Consider the following 18,114-nt stretch of genomic DNA (forward strand, 5'->3'; position numbering starts at 1 on the left):
TGGGCGTAGGACACTTGAGAGGAGCTGCCCATAGTACGAGAGGACCTGGGTGGACGTACCTCTGGTGCTCCGGTTGTCCTGCCAAGGGCATAGCCGGGTAGCCATGTACGGAACGGATAACCGCTGAAAGCATCTAAGCGGGAAGCCGGCCTCAAGACTAGGTGTCCCGGGCCGCAAGGCCCCTAAAGACCCCTTGTAGACCACGAGGTTGATAGGCCGGGTGTGGAAGCCGAGCAATCGGCGGAGCTAACCGGTACTAATAGGTCGTGCGGCTTGACCATACTTCTAAGGCAAACATCGAAGCGTCGCGCCCGGAGTTCGGGTGACGAGCAGCGTGACACAGCTGGCCTGGCGTAAACATGGAACAGAGCACCGCGAGAAGCGGGCTCCGCCGGGTTCCGATTGGACGCACCCACAAGTTTCCGGTGGTGATATCGAGAAGGTCACACCCGATCCCATACCGAACTCGGAAGTTAAGCTTCTTGGAGCCGATGGTACTGCCAGGGCAACCTGGTGGGAGAGTAGGACGCCGCCGGGATTTTCTTCGAACCTGCGCACGGTGAGAGCCGTGCGCAGGTTTTTTTTTGTCCATTGTGCTTCGGGCTCCGGACGCGCGTTGCGGCGTCTTGGCGGCGTTGAGGCCCGTCGGGGACATCGGCGGCTGCGTGAGGCGCGTTTCGGGCTAATCGGCCCCCGGCGAGGGTGCTCGTCGGGCGGCGCAGCGAGGGCTGAACTCGCCTGGGACGTTCTGTCTCCGGCGCGCTGCGCACGCCGGAGACAGAACGTCGATCGGGCTCAGACATCAGCCCTCGCCACGCCGTCCGACGAGCACCCTCGCCGGGGGCCTACGGTTCGTCAGGGCGGCTTCGTTGGGAGCAGGCTGAGATCAGCCCTCGCCACGCCGTCCGACGAGCACCCTCGCCGGGGGCCTACGGTTCGTCAGGGCGGCTTCGTTGGGAGCAGGCTGAGATCAGCCCCTCGCCACGCCGCCCGACGAGCATCCTCGCCGGGAGCCTACGGTTCGTCAGGATGGCTTCGTTGGGAGCAGGCTGAGACATCAGCCCTCGCCACGCTGCCTGACGAGCCCCCTCGGGGGCCTACGGCTCGTCTGGACGGCTTCGTTGGGGCGGCGTCGCGATGTATGTGCCGCGAGGGCCGTCAGTGCGGGCGCTCGGTGGCTCGCCTCGGGCCGTAGCTGCGCAGAAGGATGAGGCCCGCGAGGACGGAGAGGGCGGCGATCTGTAGAGCGAACGGGATCTTTTGCACCCATTCTTCCTCGTTGATCCCGATCGTGGCCAGGAAGAGGCCGAGCAGGCCGCCCATGGCTTCGCCGGCGCGGCTCACGGATGTCGCTGGGCCGCTGGCGACCGCCTCGTGGGAGAGCGCGTGCAAGAGGAGGCCCGCCACCGCGGAGAGCAACCAGGGCTCGATCGCCTCGAAGTGCTCCACGTCGACAAGCCGCGTCGCGAAGGCGCCAACCACCGTGGCGAGCGCAATGCCCGCGAGCGCAGCGCTCATGGCGCGCTTGCCGTCGGCATCGGCTCTCACCTCGAGGACCTGAATGGCCACCACCATGGCGAGCGGCACCGTGTGCGCAGCGATCACGAGCACGACTGGGAGCGAGAGCTGTCCAACGCGTGAGAGCGACGCCACCGCCGCGCCCTCGCCGAACTGGTGCGCGAGCACCGCGGCATACCCCATCGCGAGCGCCGTCGTCGGCGTCTGGTGACCCCCAGCGTCCCCGAGCACGAGGCGCTCCAGCACCGCCGGCGCCAGGAAGCCAGCCACCGCGGCGAACAACGCGAGCCAGCCGATCTCGCCGATCGCCTCCGGGAGCAGGTGAAGCAGCGCGATCGATGCCGCACCGACGAGGGCGAAGGTCCGCAACGCAGACATCGCGCCCTCACTCCGGTGACGGAACACCGCCGCAATGCCGCCCAGCACGACCGCCAACGCGAGGAGCGAGACGCCGAACGCCAGCGACACAGGCGCCCTCCTAGCACGGATCCGGCTCGAACCGGTGATGAGCCGAACGCTCTGTGGGGTGCGCTACGAACGCGGGGGGTTGTGCCGTTCCGTGCGTAGGATCAGGTCGCCCACGAGGGCAGTCCAGCCGGTCTGGTGCGAGGCGCCGAGCCCAGCGCCGGTGTCGCCGTGGAAGTACTCGAAGAAGAACAGGCGATCTCGGAATCGAGGATCGCGCTGGAAGAGGGGGTGCTCGCCGTAGACAGGGCGGCGCCCCTCGCGGTCACGCTCGAAGATCGCGATCAGCCGGCGCGCGATCTCGTGCGCTCCGTCGCGGAGCGTGCGAGGGCCGTGGCTGCCGAGCGACGGGATCGTGAGCACGTCGCCGAAGCCGTGATCGAGCCGGAGGAGCGAGCGGTAGAGCAAGTAGCCGAGCGGGAACCAGATCGGGCCACGCCAGTTGGAGTTGCCGCCCTTCATGCGCGTGATCGACTCGCCCGGCTCGTAGCCGACCGTGTACTGGGCATCGCAGGGCTCGAGCCCGAGCGAGACGGGCGCGGCCGCGTGCTCCTTGGAGAGCGAGCGCGGGCCGAACGGCGAGAGGAACTTGTCCTCGTCGAACAGGTGCGCGAGCACCCGCTCGAGGCGCCCCGGCGGCACGGCGGAGAGCACCTGGCGGCCGTCCGGACGTACGGTGATCGCCTCGGCCAGCGCGGGGTTCCTGCGGAGGAACCACTCTGTCCTGCGCCGGAAGTTCGCGAGCTTGCCGTAGATCTCCGGGGTGATCACGTGCACCGCGCAGAGCGGGATGAGGCCGACGGCCGATCGGATCTTCACGTGCCGCGGCTTCCCTCCGGCAAAGAGGATGTCGAAGTAGAAGCCGTCCTCCTCGGACCAGAGCGGCAGCCGGCCGTCCGCCCTGTGGTGGAGCGCGTGCGCGATCCGCAGGAAGTGCTCGAAGAACTTGCTGGCGAGATCCTCGTACGCGGAGTTGTCGAGCGCGAGCTCCAGCGCGATGCGCATGAGGTCGAGGCAGTACATCGCCATCCACGCCGTGGCGTCCGCCTGCTCCAGGCGCATCCCGGGCGCGAGCCGCTCGCTGCGATCGAAGAGCGAGATGTTGTCGAGGCCGAGAAACCCGCCCTCGAAGACGTTGTGCCCCTCGGCGTCGCGCTTGTTGACCCACCAGGCGAAGTTGATGAGGAGCTTGTGGAACACCCGCTCAAGGAACACCCGATCGCCCTCGCCCCGCTGCTTCCGCTCGATCTTGTAGATCTGGTAGGTCGCCCAGGCATGCACGGGGGGGTTCAGATCCGAGAACTCCCACTCGTAGGCAGGCAGCTGCCCGTTCGGGTGCTGGTACCACTCCTTGACCATCATCTTGAGCTGGGCCTTCGCGAGATCGATGTCGAGCGAGGCCAGCGCGACCGCGTGGAAGGCGAGATCCCAGGCCGCGAACCAGGGGTACTCCCACGCGTCGGGCATGGAGAGGACATCGGCGACGGAGACGTGCCGCCAGTGGGCGTTTCGGCCGCTCAGCCGCTCGGGCGGCGGCGCGTACGCGTCGCCGCGGAGCCAGGTGTCGACGTCGTAGTGGTAGAACTGCATCGTCCAGAACAGCCCCGCCGCCGCCTGACGCTGGATGGCGCGGCGATCGTCGGACAGGGCAGGGCCCTGGACGGCGAGATAGTACTCGTCCGCTTCCCTGCGCCGCGCTTCCAGGAGCTCGTCCGCGCCGTCGAAGGGGCACTCCACCGGCTCGGGCGCGAGCCGGAGCAGGATCCGCCGGCTCTCGCCGGCCGGCACCTCGAGGCGATGCCAGCTCGCCGCCTTCGTGCCGCGACGCTCGGCGTTCACCCGCGCCTCGTCGCCGTGGACGACCCGGTGATGGAACGCGTCCTTGACGTATGGTGTCCGCGAAGGGACGCCATAGAGCCGCTCGCGGTTCGTCTCGTTGTTGGTGAAGAGCAGCTCCGGGCTGCCCTCGATGTACAGGTGATGCGCGCCGTGCTCGGGGTGCGCCGCGCGCAGCATCACATGACCGGGGTCGGTCTCCATGGCCCGGATCTCCGGGACCGGACCCGGAGGCTCGCTCCAGGACCACGTGTTGCGGAACCAGAGGTGCGGGAGCACGTGGATCGGCGCGGCCTCCGGGCCGCGGTTCACCACGGTGATGACCATCAGGATGTCGCTCGGGCTCCGCTTCGCGTACTCGACGAAGACGTCGAAGTAACGATCCCCGTCGAAGGCGCCGAGATCGGGGAGATCGACCTCCCCCTCCGAGAGGCCGCGGTCGCGCGCGGCGGCGACGAGCGCCTCGTAGGGGAACGGCCGCTGCGGGTACCGGTAGAGGTAACGCAGGTAGCTGGAGGTCGGCGTCGCGTCCTCGTAGTAGTAGATCTCCTTGACGTCCTCGCCGTGGTTGCCCTCCGGCCCGGTCAGGCCGAAGGCCCGCTCCTTCAGGATCGGATCCCGCTCGTTCCAGACGGCGACGGCGAGACACAAGATCTGGTGTCGGTCGCAGATGCCGCCGAGCCCGTCCTCGTTCCAGCGATAGGCGCGGCTCCGGGCATGGTCGTGAGGGAAGTGCGCCCACGCGTCCCCGTTCGCGCTGTAGTCCTCGCGCACCGTCCCCCAGGCCCGCTCGGAGAGGTAGGGGCCCCAGTGCTTCCAGCGCAGGAGGCGCTCGCGCTCTTCCTCGAGGCGGCGGTGCTCAGCGGTCGGCGCAGCGCGGGCGGTCCTCGTCATGCGCGCCACGCTAGGCGACGAAGGCCGAGGCGTCGAGCCCGCGGCCGGCGCGCGGTGAGTTGGAGCGCTGGAGCGGGCGCTACTCGGTGCGCTTGATGATGTGGAAGCCGAACGGCGTCTCGACGATCTCGCTCACCTCGCCGATCTTCAACGCGAAGGCGGCGTCGGAGAAGCCCTTCACCATCATGCCGCGCTCGAACACCCCGAGATCCCCGCCGCGCTCGGCGGCGCCCGGCTCGTCGCTGTACTCCGCGACCACCTCCTCGAAGCTCGCCCCGCCGCGGATCTTGAGGAGCGCCTCCTGCGCGCGCGCGCGCGCCTCGGCGCGCGTACGGCGGAGGCCCTCGGGCTTGCTCTTCGAGCCCTCGTGCATGACGAGGAGATGCCGCGCGCCGATCTGCTTGGGCTGACTCGCGATCACCGCGCGCTCCCGCTCGATCGCTGCGTCCTCCTCGGCTGCCCGGATCGGCGCGGAGACCGCGAGGCCGCCGCCGACCCAGGAGGGCGAGGTGGCGAGCGTCCCGCAGGCGGTCGCGCAGAGGAGCGCGAGGGGAGAGCACGCCGAGAGCGCGTGGACCAGCACGGCGCGGAGAGGAGGGCTACGCATCGGCGCGGAGACTGCCGCGGGAGGGGTGCGCCCGCAACCCTCCCGTCCGCGCGCGTCGCTCAGCGGAGCACCATCACCGGGACGAAGGCCCACCCGCCGGCGGCCACGCTCACCCGGGCGCGCCGCGACTCGCCGCGGACGCCGACGACCACGTCGTGCGTGCCCGCGCGGACGCGGGTCCGCGCGATCGCGATGCGCGCCGGGAGCGTCGACCATCCGCGCGTGTCCGGCGTGTCGAGCGCGGTCAGCGTCGCGCTCGTCAGCAGGCCGACGAGCAGGCCCAGCGGCCCGGAGTCCTCCGCAGCAGCCTCGGTGGCGCCCTGCGCGGCCTCGCCGGCCGCGATGCGGGCGAGGGTCCTCGTGATGGCCGACAGGATGACGGTCCCCTCGTTCTTCTTCCAGGCCGCGCGCACCTGCGCCTCGACGTCGAGCGCCTGCTCCATCGGCTGCGAGCGCCCATCCAGCTTCAGCGTCGGAATCGAATAGCCGCCCTTGCCCCGCGCGAGCGTCGGGTAGTTGACCCAGGTCACGAGCCCCTTCGCCGCGAGCTCGCTCGCACGCGCGCGATCCGTCGGGCTGAGGTCGTTGGCAACGAGCGTGAGCGCGAGGCCGATCGGGAGGCGCTGCGGGACCTTCTGCGGGACGCGCCCGAACCCGACGACGACGATGAGCTCGGCCTCGCCGGTCTCGTCGAGGGGCGGCGGCGGGGCCTCACCCTCGATCAACGCGGCGATGCGGGGCGATCTCGGCTCGCCGCGCGTGAGCGCGCGGAGCGGGCGGCGGAGCGACGGATACGATCCGTGGCGGAGGGCGTCGTCGTAGTGGAGGAGCGCCTCGTCAGCCTGGCTGCTCTTCTCGAAGGCGAGGCCGGCGAGGTAGCTGCCGAGGCCGAGGAGCGCCGTCTCGCCCTCGTGATCGCGCAGGTATCTCTGCATGACCGCGAGGCGGCGAGCCTCGACCCTGGCCCCGCTGAGGTCGCGCTGGGCCAGGTAGTTCATCATGTTGATGGTGTTGATGAGCAGCTTCTCGTAGGCGGGCGCCTTGTACGGGCCCACGTCGTCCGAGAAGAGGTATTTGCCGAGATCGTGGGCGGCCCCGCGGGACATGTCGAGCACGTCGATCGACTTGTCCGCGGCCCCCAGATCGCGCGCGGACAGCCGGTAGCTGTCCATGCTGAGGAGGATGTTGCCGCGGTCGAGCAGGAGGAGCGCGTTGTCGCCCCGGAGCGCCGGGAGCTGGGCCGCGGTCTCGACCTCGAGCTGCTCGTTCAGCGCGGCCACCGCCTCGGCGGGAGCGCCGCGATCGAGCGCCTGGAGCGCGGTGCGCACGCGATCTTCATGTCCGCCGCAAGCGGCCTGCCAGAGGCCGAGGAGCAGCGCGAGAGGGGCCAGGGCCGCACGCTTGCGCCCCGCGAGGCCCGCGTGCCGCCGGCGCATCACTCCTGGATGAGCGCCTTGGTGAAGGCCGCCCTGTTCTGCCAGGCCACCGCGCTCGTGGCGACCTCGATGAGCTGCATGAACATGAAGTACTGGACGCGGCGCTCGTCCTCGGTGCGCTCGTCGGCGGTGAAGACCTTGCCGGTGAGGTAGTACTTCGCGCCGAGCTGGCGGCTGTACTCGGCGATGTGGCTCGGATCGAACCCGCCGCCGTGCTGCTTCTCGACCTCCGCGACCATTTGCTGCTGGCGCTCGACGCTCACCACGGTGACGAGGCTCGCCTTGGCCAGGTACGTCTCGACATCGGACAGGAGCGCCTGAAGCTGGCTGTCGATGTGCTCGCTCGTCTGGTTCGACAGCGGATAGATGGCGAGCGTGGGCCGCGAGCCGTCGTGCGCCCACGCCTTGGCCACCGGAGAGGCCATCAGCGACGTCAGGTTCTCGTGGAGGAGCTGCTCGATGTCGCGCCTGTCGATCCCCGTGCTCATCGCCGCGTCGTCGAGCCCCTCGACCTGATTGCCGCGCACGTAGGTGGGGCCGCAGCCGATGGGAAGCGCGGCGAGCGTGAGCGCCGCGAGCAGCGCGGCCGGACGGATGATGGGCGAAATGGGCATGGACACTCCGCAGGGCAGGACGCCCGCATCCTAGCAGGCGAGGTGTGCGCTGGAGCTTCGATCAGGCGGAAATCGTGCTCTGCCACGCCGCGCGCGCGCCGCGTGCACGCCGCGCGCGGCCTGTCAGCAGCGCGGACGTCCTGGCTCGCTTCAGCGCGAGCAGCGCGAGCAGCGCGCGCAGCGCGCGCGCCGCTGGGGCCCCGCTGTCGTCGCCGATGACGGGGCCGTACGCGCACGAGAGCCAGCGCTCGTCGAGCGGTCGGCGCGAGGGCAAGCGCTCCGCGGAGTCCGACGCCGTCGCCCACCAGGGCGGGTCGTAGTCGCCGACGTCAGCGGCGCGCCTCGCCTCGGTGACGATCCAGTCGCGATGGGCGATCAGCCCACCATAGATGGGGTCGGCGCAGCCGGCTGGCCCGCGCGACGTCACGCCGATGATCCGCCCCGCGACGTCGAGCGCCGGTCCGCCCGAGTCGCCGCTGCAGATGCCGTTCTCGCCGCGCCACTCGCCTCCTGTGACGCGCTCCTGCGTTCCACACCCGTACCCCACACACTCGACGTGGAGCCCATCGCGGCGCCTGCGGACGCCGCCGCCGCGCGATCTGCCCTCCGTGTCGCCGAAGCCCACCGCCGAGTAGACCTCGCTCTCCTCGGGCGGCCGATCGAGTCGAGGCGCGAGCGGGGTGACCTCGCTGCCGCCGAGCGGGGAAGACAGCACGACGAGCGCGATGTCGCGCCCGCAGACGGCGTTGCCGTCGGGCGGGCTGAGCAGCGCGCGCGCGCCGATCCACGGCGTGTCGGCGGCCCACAGGGCCCCGCCGAGCGTGGCGTAGACCTGCGAGGCATCGACCGGCTCACCGAACGTCGCCGTCTTGCAGGCAATGAGCTTGGGAGCCTCCGCGATGCAGTGCTGCGCGGTGAGCACCAGGTTGGGCGCGATCACGGTGCTCGAGCAGGTCCGCGCGACGCGCCCTCGGCGATCGGTGATGAGGAGCCCGGCGATCGCGCGATCTCCAGCGTCTGGATAACCTCCCTTGATCTCCAGCGCGGCCTCGGCCGCGTCCTCCTCGTGCAGGTCAGCTTCGTCCGCGTCTCCAGCGCAGCCCGCCAGCGCGGCGGCGAGGAGGCATCCAGCTCGGGTACGCCATGCGGTGCTGTTCCGGCACACGGCCAGCCGCCATTGCACGGCACCTGCCAGCCTGGGCTGTGCACCGCCGCGCTCCCCGAGGGAGGAGAGGGCTGCTTCCGAGGAGGCACGACCGCCGGCGGAGCCACGCCGCTGCGCTGTGGTGCGGGATGCGGTCAGCGCGCCGGTCGGGCTCATGTACAGCCGAGCGCCCGACCCTGTCGTCAACCGAGCGCAAGGCTTCGGTGAGGAGGCGGCGCGGGCGCGCGGCCTCGCGCTCCGGGAACACCTCCCTCGCGCTTGTGTCGCGCGCGTCCGTTCGCGACGTCGCCGCGCTGCGAGCGCTCGTTCTCTCCCGGCGGCGCCCGAGCGTCAGCCGACCACGATGTTCACGATCTTCCCCGCGACGTAGATGAACTTCTTCAGCTGCTTGCCCGCGGAGAGGGCGGCAACGCTCTCCAGGCCGAGCGCGGCGGCTCGTGCCTCTTCCTCCGATGCCGCCTTCGCCAGCATCACGCGACCGCGGACCTTGCCGTTCACCTGCACCGGGATCTCCAGGACGTCGTCGACGCAGAAGGCCTCGTCGTACGTGGGCCATGGCTCGTAGCTGAGCGAGCGCTCGTGGCCGGTGAGCCGCCACAGCTCCTCCGCGAGGTGCGGCGCGAAGGGGGAGACGAGGAGGATCAGCCGGAGGACCGCCTCACGCGGCGGCGAAGGCAGCGAGCTCAGGTGATTCACGAAGACCATCATCGCGGAGATGGCGGTGTTGAACGCCATCGCCTCGATGTCGCCGGTCACCTTCTTGATCGTCCTGTGGAGCTGCCGGCTCGTCGCGTCGTCCATCTCGTCCGAGAGCTGCCGCGTGCAGGTCGCGAACACGCGGTCCCGGAACCGGACCACCCCCTGGATCTGCGCCGATTGCCACGGCTTCACCGCCTCGAGCGGGCCCATGAACATCTCGTACAGCCGCAGCACGTCGGCGCCGTGGGCCCGCACGATGTCGTCGGGGTTGATCACGTTGCCCCGCGACTTCGACATCTTCTCGTTGTCCTCGCCGAGGATCATCCCCTGGTGGACGAGCTTCGCGAAGGGCTCGGGGTGCTTCACATGCCCGAGGTCGTAGAGCACCTTGTGCCAGAAGCGCGCGTAGAGGAGGTGCAGCACGCCGTGCTCCGCGCCGCCGACGTAGAGGTCGACGGGCATCCACGCGTCATACGCGGCCTGCGAGAACGGCTCCGCGTCGTTCTGCGGATCGAGGAAGCGAAGGTAGTACCAGCACGAGCCAGCCCATTGCGGCATCGTGTTCGTCTCGCGCGCGTACCACTTGCCGTCCTGCTGAAAGAAGCGCCAGTCGACGGCGCGCGCCAGCGGGCCCGCAGGGTCGTTGCCAGGGCGGAAGTCGGCGAGCGGCGGCAGCTCGATCGGGAGGCTGGCTTCGTCGACCGCGATCGGCTGATCGTAGCGGATCGTGTGCGCGGCGCCCTTCCTGGGATCGCCCTGCGGATCGGCGAGCTCGACGGGGAAGTAGATCGGGATCGGCTCGCCCCAGTAGCGCTGGCGCGAGAAGACCCAGTCGCGCAGCTTGTAGTTCACCTCGCGCTTGCCTCGCCCGAGCGCCTCGAGGCGCGCGATGACCGCGCGCTTGCACTCCTCCGTCGCGAGCCCGTCGAACTCGCCGCTCCGGACCGCGACGCCCGGGTCGACGTAGGCGGCCTCGAGCTGGTCGTGCAGGGTGCCGTCGGGGCTCACGACCTCGACGATGGGCAGGCCGTAGGTGCGGGCGAAGGAGAAATCGCGCTCGTCGTGCCCTGGCACCGCCATCACGGCGCCGGTGCCGTAGCCGCCGAGCACGTAGTCGGCGACCCAGATCGGCACCTCCACGCCCGTGATGGGGTGGACGGCGACGAGCCCGGTGTCGACGCCGGTCTTCTCCCTCGCCGCCGCGGCGAGCCGCTCGCGATCGCTCTTGCCCACCGCGGCCGCGACGTACGCGCGCACCGCCTCGCGGCGCTGCTCGGACGCGCCGCTCTCGGCGCTCGTGAGCCATGTCGTGAGCGGGTGCTCGGGCGCGAGCACGACGTAGGTGACGCCCATCAGCGTGTCGGGGCGGGTCGTGAACACGCTCAGCGAGCCCTTGCCCCATCCGTTGACCTCGAACGTGATGAGCGCCCCCTCCGAGCGGCCGATCCAGGAGCGCTGCATCGCCACCGTCCCTTCAGGCCAGTCGAGGAGGCGGAGATCCTCCGCCAGGCGGTCGGCGTAGGTGGTGATGCGGAGCATCCATTGCCTGAGCGGCGTCCGGTAGACCGGGTGCGAGCCGCGCTCGCTCTTGCCGTCGATCACCTCCTCGTTCGCAAGGACGGTCCCGAGCGCCGGGCACCAGTTGACGCTCACCTCGTCCTGGTACGCGAGCCCGTTCTTGAAGAGCTGGAGGAAGATCCACTGCGTCCAGCGCACGTAGCGCGGATCGGTCGTGGAGAGCTCTCGCGACCAGTCGTAGCTGAAGCCCAGCATCTTGAGCTGGCGCTTGAAGGTCGCGATGTTCCGCGCCGTCGTGTCGGCCGGGTGCGTGCCGGTCTCGAGCGCGTGCTGCTCCGCCGGCAGCCCGAAGGCGTCCCAGCCCATGACGTGCAGCACGTCGATCCCGCGCATGCGGAAGTAGCGGGACATGATGTCGGTCGCCGTGTACCCCTCGGGGTGGCCGACGTGCAGCCCCGCCCCCGACGGATAGGGGAACATGTCGAGCACGTAGCGCTTCGCGCGGGCGGGGTCCGCGCTGCGGACGGCGCGGAACGTCTCGCCTTCCTCCCACGCGCGCTGCCAGCGCGGCTCGACGGCGGCATGATCGTAGCGCGCGGGCTCACGCGGCTCGTTGGGAGAAGGTTCGGTGGAGGCGCGGGGGTCCATCGTCTCGGCGGCCATATCGCGACGTGCCATAGCACTGCGCTGCCGCGGTCGACAGCCGCCCCGCGGCGGCAGAAGCCTGCGCCCCGGCGGGAGCGGCATGCCCGTCCGCGGCGCGCCGCGGCCATGTCGAGAGTTCCCGAGAAGCGTGGACAGCGCCTCGGTCCGAGCTCTGCCGTCGGAGACGCCCGCGCCCGAGAGGGTCGACCGCGCGCTCCGCCGCGCGCCGGAGCCACCCGCGCGCTCCGCCGCGCGCCGGAGCCACCCGCGCGCTCCGCCGCGCGCCGGAGCCACCCGCGCGCGCCGGAGCGGCGTGCGTGCCCCCTGCGCGCCGCTGGCGCTGGCGGAGGAGCGCGCGCCTCGTGAGCGCCTCGGTGGCGGGACGAGCTCGCTCTTCACCGAGCCGACCGGAGGCGCGCACCCCTGGCGTCGCTGTCCTGCGTCCGCGACGGGCGGTGTCGTCCCGTGAGGCGCGTGTGGCGCCAGCGCTGACGAGCGGCAGCGCCTCGCGGGGGCGGGGCGACGCGTCAGAAGAATGGCCGCACGCCGAGACTTGGGGGTAGATTGAGGGCGCTGTTCCGCTTCAGTGTGAGGCGGAGGGGTCGCGTGGGCGGTCCCTCCGAGGCGCGCGGATGACCGACAAACACGTTCCATGGGGAGCCCCCGAGAGTGAGAGGGCGGCGCAGCCAGGCCGGCCGCTCCCGTCGGCGCACGGCTCGGGGAGCCCTTTCCGGCCGCTGCCCGTGCCGCCGCTGATGGCACCCGGTGCCCTGCGCCCGCTCGCCGCACAGTACGCGCTGAGCCCTCATCTACAGCAGCAGAGCCCGCCCGCGTTCTCGATGCCGATGCCGTCGGTGCCCGCGTATTCGAGGCCGGCATTGTCGGCGCCCGCGTTCTCGGGGTCAGCTCCCGCCGGGTACACCCAGCCGCCCACGGCGAGCGTCTCGGCGCGCGGAGGGACCCTTCCGCCCGGGCTCGTCTCGCAGCAGGACGTGCTCTCGGCCAGCGGCGTCTTTTCTCCGAACGCGCTCCCGTTCATCACGGCGCCGCCGCAGTCGGATCCGGTACCTCCGAGCCAGCCGGCCTTCCAGCCGGCTCCGATCACGGACCGGATGGGCGCGAGCGCGGCGCAGCCGCCTGCGCCGGCAGCGCCGCCCGGGTTCGCGGGCCCTGGCTTCGGCGCCGCCGCGCCCGCCGCGCCAGAGGCCGCGCGCGCGCCGATGCCCTCGCCGCACGCCGGCCAGCCGCCTGCGCCTGCAGCGCCGCCCGGGTTCGCGGGCCCTGGCTTCGGTGCCGCCGCGCCCGCCACGCCAGAGGCCGCGCGCACGCCGCTGCCCTCGCTGCACGCGGGGATGTCGGCTCAGGGCGGGCCGCCATCGGCCGCTGCGCCAGCGTCGGCGATGAGCGCAGCTCCCGGCGCGGCGGCGCACGGCGCGCCCCAGGGGGCCGGCGGGTGGGACGGCGCGGCGGCGCACGGCGCGCCGCCGGCGGCAGGCGGGTGGGACGGCGCGGCCATGCCGCCGGCCGAGAGCCCGTGGGCCACCACGTCGGCGCGCCTCGAGATGCCGGCGCTCCCGTCGACCTTCGTGCAGGAGCGCCCGGAACCGCAGAAGCCACCCGCCGCCGTCACGTCGCGGCGGCGGGAGGGGGGCAGGACGCTCATCATCGTGCTCAGCGTGATCCTGGCGGTGGCCTTGCTGGCGCTCGTCGGGATCACGCTGTGGCAGAGCATGCGCGGCGGAGGACCGATCGCGATCGACTACAAGGAGCCGCCGCCCACGGCCACCGAGGCGTCGCCAGGGCCCACCGTGAGCGTGACAGCGGCCCCCAGCGCGCCCGCCGCGCCCCGCCCGGCCGCGCGCCCGCGGCCGAAGGGCGACGACATCTACGACGAGGTCGACAAGGAAAAGACCCGGCGCTGAGGCGGCGCGACGCCGCGCAGACGGGGCGCGCCGCAGGCGATTCGTTGGCCCCGCGCCCTGTTCCGTGCTGGTGATCGCCCGCGATGGCGACGCCGATCCCGCACAACCTTGCCCCCTTCTCCCTCGACGAGCTGGCGCGCGCGACCGGCGGGCGCGTGCTGAGGAGCGGGCCGGACGCGCGGGGCATCTCGACCGATAGCCGGACGATCGCGCCCGGAGCGGCGTTCGTCGCGCTCACCGGCGAGAGCTTCGATGGCCACAGGTTCCTCGACGCCGCCGCGCAGCGCGGGGCGGCCGCGTTCATCGTCTCCCGCGAGGTGGCCCTGCCGCCCGGAGTAGGCGCGGTGCTCGTGGACGACGGCCTCGCGGCGCTCGGGGCGCTGGCCAGAGCGCACCGCGAGCGATGGCGGAGGGGCGCCCACGCCGACGGGCCGCGGGCGATCGTCGCGATCGGCGGCTCGGCCGGCAAGACGACGACGACGCGGACCATCGCGGCGCTGCTCGCGGGGGTGGGCCGCGGCGAGGTGCACGCGACAGCGGGCAACCTGAACAACGCCATCGGGATGCCGATGACGCTGCTCGGGCTCGAGGACCGCCATCGCTTCGCGGTCGTCGAGATCGGCACGAACCAGCGCGGCGAGGTCGCGGCCCTCGCGCGGATCGCGGGGCCGGATCTCGCCGTGCTGACGTCCATCGGCGTCGAGCACACCGAGGGGCTCGGCACGCTGGAAGACGTCGCCGCCGAGGAGGGTGATCTGCTGGCCGCGTTGCCGGCCGAGGGCGTGGCCCTCGGCAACGGCGACGACGCGAAGGTGGTCGAGCAGCTCGAGCGCGCCGGCGCCGCGCGGCGGATCACCTACGGCTTCGGGGAGCGCGCGCGGATCCGGATCGCGGGGAGGCGGCCGGTCGGGGTGCGCGGCACCTCGGTGCGGATCGAGCGGGGAGGCGAGGCGCTGGAGCTCGTCGTCCCGCTGCTCGGCGAGGCGGGGGCGCTGGCGGCGGCTGCGGCCGTCGCCGTCGTGGAAGAGGCGGTCGGCGAGCCGCTCTCGACCGAGCGGGCGGCCCGCGCCGCCGCAGGGCTCGCGCCGCCAGGGGACGGGCGGCTGTCCGTCCGCGAGCTGCCGGACGGCACCGTGGTCATCGATGACAGCTACAACGCCAACCCGCTGTCGATGCGATCGTCCCTCAGGACGGCCGTCGAGGTGGCCGAGGCGCTCGGGAAGCGGCTGGTCCTGCTGCTCGGCGAGATGCGCGAGCTGGGCGCGCTCGCGGCGGCGGAGCACGACGCGCTCGGCGAGCAGGTCGGCGCCGTGCGCCCCGCCGCGCTGATCGCCGTCGGCGGCGAGGCGGCGCGGATCGCGCGCGCCGCCGAGGCTTCCGGCGTGCGGGCGTGGTTCGCGGGAGACGCGGACGCCGCCGCGGCCCGAGCGCAGGAGATCGTCGAGCGCGGCGATCTGGTGCTCGTGAAGGGCTCGCGCGGGATCAGGATGGAGCGGATCGTGGAAGCCCTCGTCGCCAGCTCATCACCCTCGCCGTGAGCGCGCGTCCGCCGGTCGGGCGCGTTCGCCTCCCGGCGCGCCGGACCGCGGTCACGCGTCGAGCGCGGCCCGCGCCTCGGCGACGGACAGGCTGAGCAAGAGCTTCGCCTCCTCGTTGCTGCAGAAGGAGCGCGTGACCATGCGATCGACGTAAAGCGTGCCGCGGAGGTGATCGACCTCGTGCTGGAGGATCCGCGCGGGCCAGCCCGTCGCTTCCCACCGGACCTCCTTGCCGTCCTCGTCCACGCCGCTCACCTCGACCGACAGATCTCGCTCGACCAGCGCCATGTAACCCGGGACGCTCAGGCAGCCCTCGAAGAACGTCGCCCGCCCCGCGCCTGCCGCGTCCGGGAGCGACGGCGCGAGGACCCTCAGCGTCGGGTTGATGACGACCCTGAGCGGGAAGGGCACGCGGCCGCGCTCGGCGCGCTGGCCCGGCGTGAGGCGGGACATGAGCTCCTCGCTGTCTTCGAGCACGATCACCTGCTGGCCGACGCCGATCTGCGGCGCCGCCAGCCCCACGCCGGGCGCCTTGCGCATGGCGGAGACCATCGTCGACACGAGGTGCTTGAGCCGCTTCGTCCCGATCTCTTCGGGCGGGACGGGCGCGGCGGGCTTCCGCAGGACGGCTCTGCCTGCGAGGACGATCGGGGGGAGCTCCATGCTGCCGGGATGAAACGGCGCCCTCGCGAGCGCAAGCGTTGTGAGCTCGAGAGCATGGTCCGTGTGTGGGGCCTCGCGGCGAGGCGAGCGTGAGGGTAGAGGAGCGGCGCCGGGCTCGGCTCCGGGTTTCCATGGCAGCACCCCCTTCGCCTCCTTCGGCTCGCGCGGACGCCCTCCGCCGGCCGCTCCGCCTCGTCGTCGTCGTCGTCGTCCTCGCGGCGCTGACGCTCGCCGCCTTCGCCGCCGTGACGCTGCGGCTACAGCTCGAGCCGAACGTCGCCTCGCTCCTGCCGGAGCGCGGGGACGCCGCGGCGCTGCGCCGGTACGTGCGCGGGTTCGGGGGTGGCGACCTCGGCGTCGTGATGGTCAAGGGCGACGACCCCGACGAGAACGCGGCCGTGGCCGCGGAGATCGCGCGGGCCCTCGCGGCGCGCCCGACCGTGCAGCGCGCCGCCGATCGGATCGACGTCTCGCGCTCGCTCGATCCGTGGGTCGCGTTCCGGCACGCGGACGCGCGCGTGCGAGAGCGCCTCGCCGCCGCGCTCTCGCCCGAAGGGATGCGGGAGCGCCTCGCCGAGACGCGCGCCATGCTGCTCGCGCCGGGCGGCGGCGCCGCGGCCGAGACGATCGCGGCCGACCCGCTGCGCCTCTCGCAGCTCGTCTTCGAGTCCGCGGACATCGGATCCGGGGTGCGCACGCAGGCGGACGGCGCCTTCGCTTCGGACGACGGCAAGGTGCACCTCGTCCTTGTGCAGCCGGCGGGGCAGGCGCTCCGCGGCGCCGACGCGCGGGCGTTCGTCGCGGACGCGAACGCCGTCCTCGGTCCTATGCGCGCGGCGCACCCGGGGCTCACGCTCGGGCTCACCGGCGGGCACGCCATCGCCGCGGCGACCGAGGCGATGCTCACGCGCGATCTCGCGATCTCGGGGTCGCTCTCGATGCTGCTCGCCTCCGTCGTCTTCGCGCTGCTCTTCCGCCGCCTGCGCGCCCTGGCCGCGGTGATGCCGCCGCTCGTGCTCGGGACCCTCTGGACCGCGGGGCTCGCCACGGCGCTCCCGGGCGGACTCAGCGCGATCGCCGTCGCCTTCATGTCGGTGGTCGTCGGCGTCGGTGTCGACACCGGCGTCCACGTCTACGCCGCGCTGCTCGAGGCGCGGCGCGAGGGCCTCGATCCGGAGGCGGCCGGGCGCGCAGCGAGGGCGCGGACCGCCCGCGCCGTGCTCATCGCCGCCGTCACGGCGGGGGCGGCGTTCGGGGCCCTCGCGCTGTCGGACATCAACGCGCTCCGGCAGCTCGGGCTCCTGTGCGCCGCGGGCGAGGTCCTGACGGCGATCGCCATCGTGCTCGTGACGCCGGCCGTGGGCGCGTGGCTCGAGCGGGGGACCCCGCCGATCGAGGCGCCGGCGCGCTGGCCCGACGTCCTCTACCGGCTCACCCGTACCCGGGGCCGCGCGCTCGCGCTCGCGGGGCTCGCGGCGCTCCCCATCGCGGCCGTCGCCCTCGGCGCCTCCCCGCCGCTCGCGGAGGCCATCGTCGCGATCCGGCCGGCCGAGCTCGAGCCGCTCAAGGTACAGCAGGAAATCTTCGAGGCGTTCGGCGGACGGCGGGGGCAGTGGGTGGTGCTCGTCGCGGACGGCGACCAGGAGCGCGCCCGCGCGCGGGGCGACCGGATCGCGGAGCGCCTCGCCTCGATGAAGGACGACGTGGAGGCCGTCGACGCGCTCACCGCGCTCGCCCCCGCCGCCCCGACGCAGGCCGAGCGCTTCGCCGCGCGCGACGCGCTCGATCTGCCCGCCAAGGCCGACGAGCTCGAGCGCGCGCTCCGCGACACGGGCTTCGCGCCCGAGCGCTTCTCGTCGGTGCTCGACGGGATGCGCGCGCCGCCCCGGCAGGAGGTCGCGCTCTCCGATCTCGAGCGCGGCCCCGCGTCCATCTTGCTCTCGCGCTACCTCGGGGCGGACGGGGGCGAGGCGCTCGTCGCGCTGTACGTGAGGCCCCGCGAGACCGGCTCGGTCGAGCGGATCGAGCGCGCGCTCCGCGAGGAGGACCCGCGCGCCATGCTCACCGGCTACAGCCGGCTCGAGGCGTCGCTGCGCGAGACGCTCGCGCACGACATGCCGCGGATCGCGCTCGTCGCGGGCGCGCTCGTGCTGCTGGCGCTCTCGGCTTCCCTCCGCAGCGCGCGCGACATCGCGCTGGCCGCGCTCGTCGTCGCCTCGGAGATCTCCCTCGTCCTCCTGCTGATCCGGGTGCTCGGCATCCCCCTGCACGCGTACGACGCGCTCGTCATCCCGGTGCTGCTCGGGATCACGGTGGACGAGGGGATGTTCCTTCTCCACCGCGCCCGCGAGATCGAGGCGGCGGGCGGCGGCGACGGCGTGATCCGCGAGATGCTGCGCCGCGAGGGGCCGGCGATCGCCGCCACGGCGCTGACCACGGCCGCGGGCTTCTCCGCGCTCGCGTTCTGCGGCTTCGACGGCCTCCGCGACCTGGGCCGGGTCGGCGCGCTGGGCAGCGCGGTCGGCCTCGTGGTCGCGCTCCTCGTGGTGCCGGCGGGGCTGCGGCTCTGGCCCCGGGCCCACGGACGCGCGTAA

General features: G+C 72.6%; 12 protein-coding genes and 2 rRNA genes (1 of these 14 running past the window's edge). 5 read left to right on the plus strand and 9 right to left on the minus strand.

Features of this window, described 5'->3' with window-relative positions:
• Both WMF19_RS38340 and rrf read left to right on the plus strand, forming a co-directional pair.
• A 23S ribosomal RNA gene (locus WMF19_RS38340) occupies positions 1–281 on the plus strand; it begins 2,726 nt to the left of the window's first position.
• A 140-nt stretch (positions 282–421) separates the two neighbouring features.
• A 5S ribosomal RNA gene (gene rrf / locus WMF19_RS38345) occupies positions 422–538 on the plus strand.
• 620 nt (positions 539–1,158) lie between these two features.
• Here the strand turns inward: rrf and WMF19_RS38350 are convergent.
• From WMF19_RS38350 to WMF19_RS38385, 8 genes are all read right to left on the minus strand, one after another.
• Positions 1,159–1,986 carry a hypothetical protein gene (locus tag WMF19_RS38350; protein ID WP_437894901.1) on the minus strand — a complete coding sequence of 276 codons (828 nt, stop codon included), beginning with the start codon at positions 1,984–1,986 and terminating at the stop codon, positions 1,159–1,161.
• 63 nt (positions 1,987–2,049) lie between these two features.
• Complete coding sequence (locus tag WMF19_RS38355; RefSeq protein WP_437894902.1) at positions 2,050–4,713, minus strand: MGH1-like glycoside hydrolase domain-containing protein; 2,664 nt, start codon at positions 4,711–4,713, stop codon at positions 2,050–2,052.
• Between the two features lie 79 nt (positions 4,714–4,792).
• Entirely contained in the window at positions 4,793–5,320 is a 528-nt protein-coding gene (locus tag WMF19_RS38360; RefSeq protein WP_437325223.1) for a peptidylprolyl isomerase, read from the minus strand.
• 59 nt (positions 5,321–5,379) lie between these two features.
• Positions 5,380–6,756 carry a hypothetical protein gene (locus WMF19_RS38365; protein WP_437894903.1) on the minus strand — a complete coding sequence of 459 codons (1,377 nt, stop codon included), beginning with the start codon at positions 6,754–6,756 and terminating at the stop codon, positions 5,380–5,382.
• Positions 6,756–7,370 (minus strand): penicillin-binding protein activator LpoB, encoded by a 615-nt coding sequence (locus WMF19_RS38370; RefSeq protein ID WP_437894905.1) that lies wholly within the window; start codon positions 7,368–7,370, stop codon positions 6,756–6,758. Before WMF19_RS38370 ends, WMF19_RS38365 begins: the two co-directional genes overlap by 1 nt.
• A gap of 61 nt (positions 7,371–7,431) precedes the next feature.
• The gene (locus tag WMF19_RS38375) at positions 7,432–8,553 is read right to left on the minus strand and encodes a trypsin-like serine protease (protein WP_437894906.1); all 1,122 of its coding nucleotides are present in this window, start codon (positions 8,551–8,553) and stop codon (positions 7,432–7,434) included.
• 312 nt (positions 8,554–8,865) lie between these two features.
• The gene (gene leuS, locus WMF19_RS38380) at positions 8,866–11,430 is read right to left on the minus strand and encodes a leucine--tRNA ligase (protein WP_437894907.1); all 2,565 of its coding nucleotides are present in this window, start codon (positions 11,428–11,430) and stop codon (positions 8,866–8,868) included.
• A 772-nt stretch (positions 11,431–12,202) separates the two neighbouring features.
• On the minus strand, positions 12,203–12,724 hold the full coding sequence (locus WMF19_RS38385; RefSeq protein ID WP_437894908.1) for a hypothetical protein: 522 nt from the start codon (positions 12,722–12,724) through the stop codon (positions 12,203–12,205).
• A gap of 73 nt (positions 12,725–12,797) precedes the next feature.
• Between WMF19_RS38385 and WMF19_RS38390 the strand changes: the two genes are divergently transcribed.
• Both WMF19_RS38390 and WMF19_RS38395 read left to right on the plus strand, forming a co-directional pair.
• Positions 12,798–13,319 (plus strand): hypothetical protein, encoded by a 522-nt coding sequence (locus tag WMF19_RS38390; protein WP_437894909.1) that lies wholly within the window; start codon positions 12,798–12,800, stop codon positions 13,317–13,319.
• An 83-nt stretch (positions 13,320–13,402) separates the two neighbouring features.
• Entirely contained in the window at positions 13,403–14,857 is a 1,455-nt protein-coding gene (locus WMF19_RS38395; RefSeq protein ID WP_437894910.1) for a UDP-N-acetylmuramoyl-tripeptide--D-alanyl-D-alanine ligase, read from the plus strand.
• A 51-nt stretch (positions 14,858–14,908) separates the two neighbouring features.
• On the opposite strand, the gene WMF19_RS38400 is transcribed toward WMF19_RS38395, so the two are convergent.
• Positions 14,909–15,520, minus strand: coding sequence for a peptide deformylase (locus tag WMF19_RS38400; protein ID WP_437894911.1), 612 nt, complete (start codon positions 15,518–15,520; stop codon positions 14,909–14,911).
• Positions 15,521–15,651: 131 nt separating this feature from the next.
• On the opposite strand from WMF19_RS38400, the gene WMF19_RS38405 reads away from it, so the two are divergent.
• A complete protein-coding gene (locus WMF19_RS38405; RefSeq protein WP_437894912.1) occupies positions 15,652–18,114 on the plus strand; it encodes an MMPL family transporter in 2,463 nt (820 codons plus the stop codon).

Origin of the sequence: Sorangium sp. So ce124 (assembly GCF_051525235.1) — a bacterium.
GTDB lineage: Bacteria > Myxococcota_A > Polyangia > Polyangiales > Polyangiaceae > Sorangium > Sorangium atrum.

Excerpts from the sequence above, each read along its gene's own strand:
- WMF19_RS38365 (WP_437894903.1), bottom strand. The coding sequence starts at position 6,756 with ATGCGCCGGCGGCACGCGGGCCTCGCGGGGCGCAAGCGTGCGGCCCTG.
- leuS (WP_437894907.1), bottom strand. The coding sequence starts at position 11,430 with ATGGCACGTCGCGATATGGCCGCCGAGACGATGGACCCCCGCGCCTCC.
- WMF19_RS38355 (WP_437894902.1), bottom strand. The coding sequence starts at position 4,713 with ATGACGAGGACCGCCCGCGCTGCGCCGACCGCTGAGCACCGCCGCCTC.
- WMF19_RS38390 (WP_437894909.1), top strand. The coding sequence starts at position 12,798 with ATGAGCGCAGCTCCCGGCGCGGCGGCGCACGGCGCGCCCCAGGGGGCC.
- WMF19_RS38400 (WP_437894911.1), bottom strand. The coding sequence starts at position 15,520 with ATGGAGCTCCCCCCGATCGTCCTCGCAGGCAGAGCCGTCCTGCGGAAG.
- WMF19_RS38405 (WP_437894912.1), top strand. The coding sequence starts at position 15,652 with ATGGCAGCACCCCCTTCGCCTCCTTCGGCTCGCGCGGACGCCCTCCGC.
- WMF19_RS38360 (WP_437325223.1), bottom strand. The coding sequence starts at position 5,320 with ATGCGTAGCCCTCCTCTCCGCGCCGTGCTGGTCCACGCGCTCTCGGCG.
- WMF19_RS38370 (WP_437894905.1), bottom strand. The coding sequence starts at position 7,370 with ATGCCCATTTCGCCCATCATCCGTCCGGCCGCGCTGCTCGCGGCGCTC.
- WMF19_RS38395 (WP_437894910.1), top strand. The coding sequence starts at position 13,403 with ATGGCGACGCCGATCCCGCACAACCTTGCCCCCTTCTCCCTCGACGAG.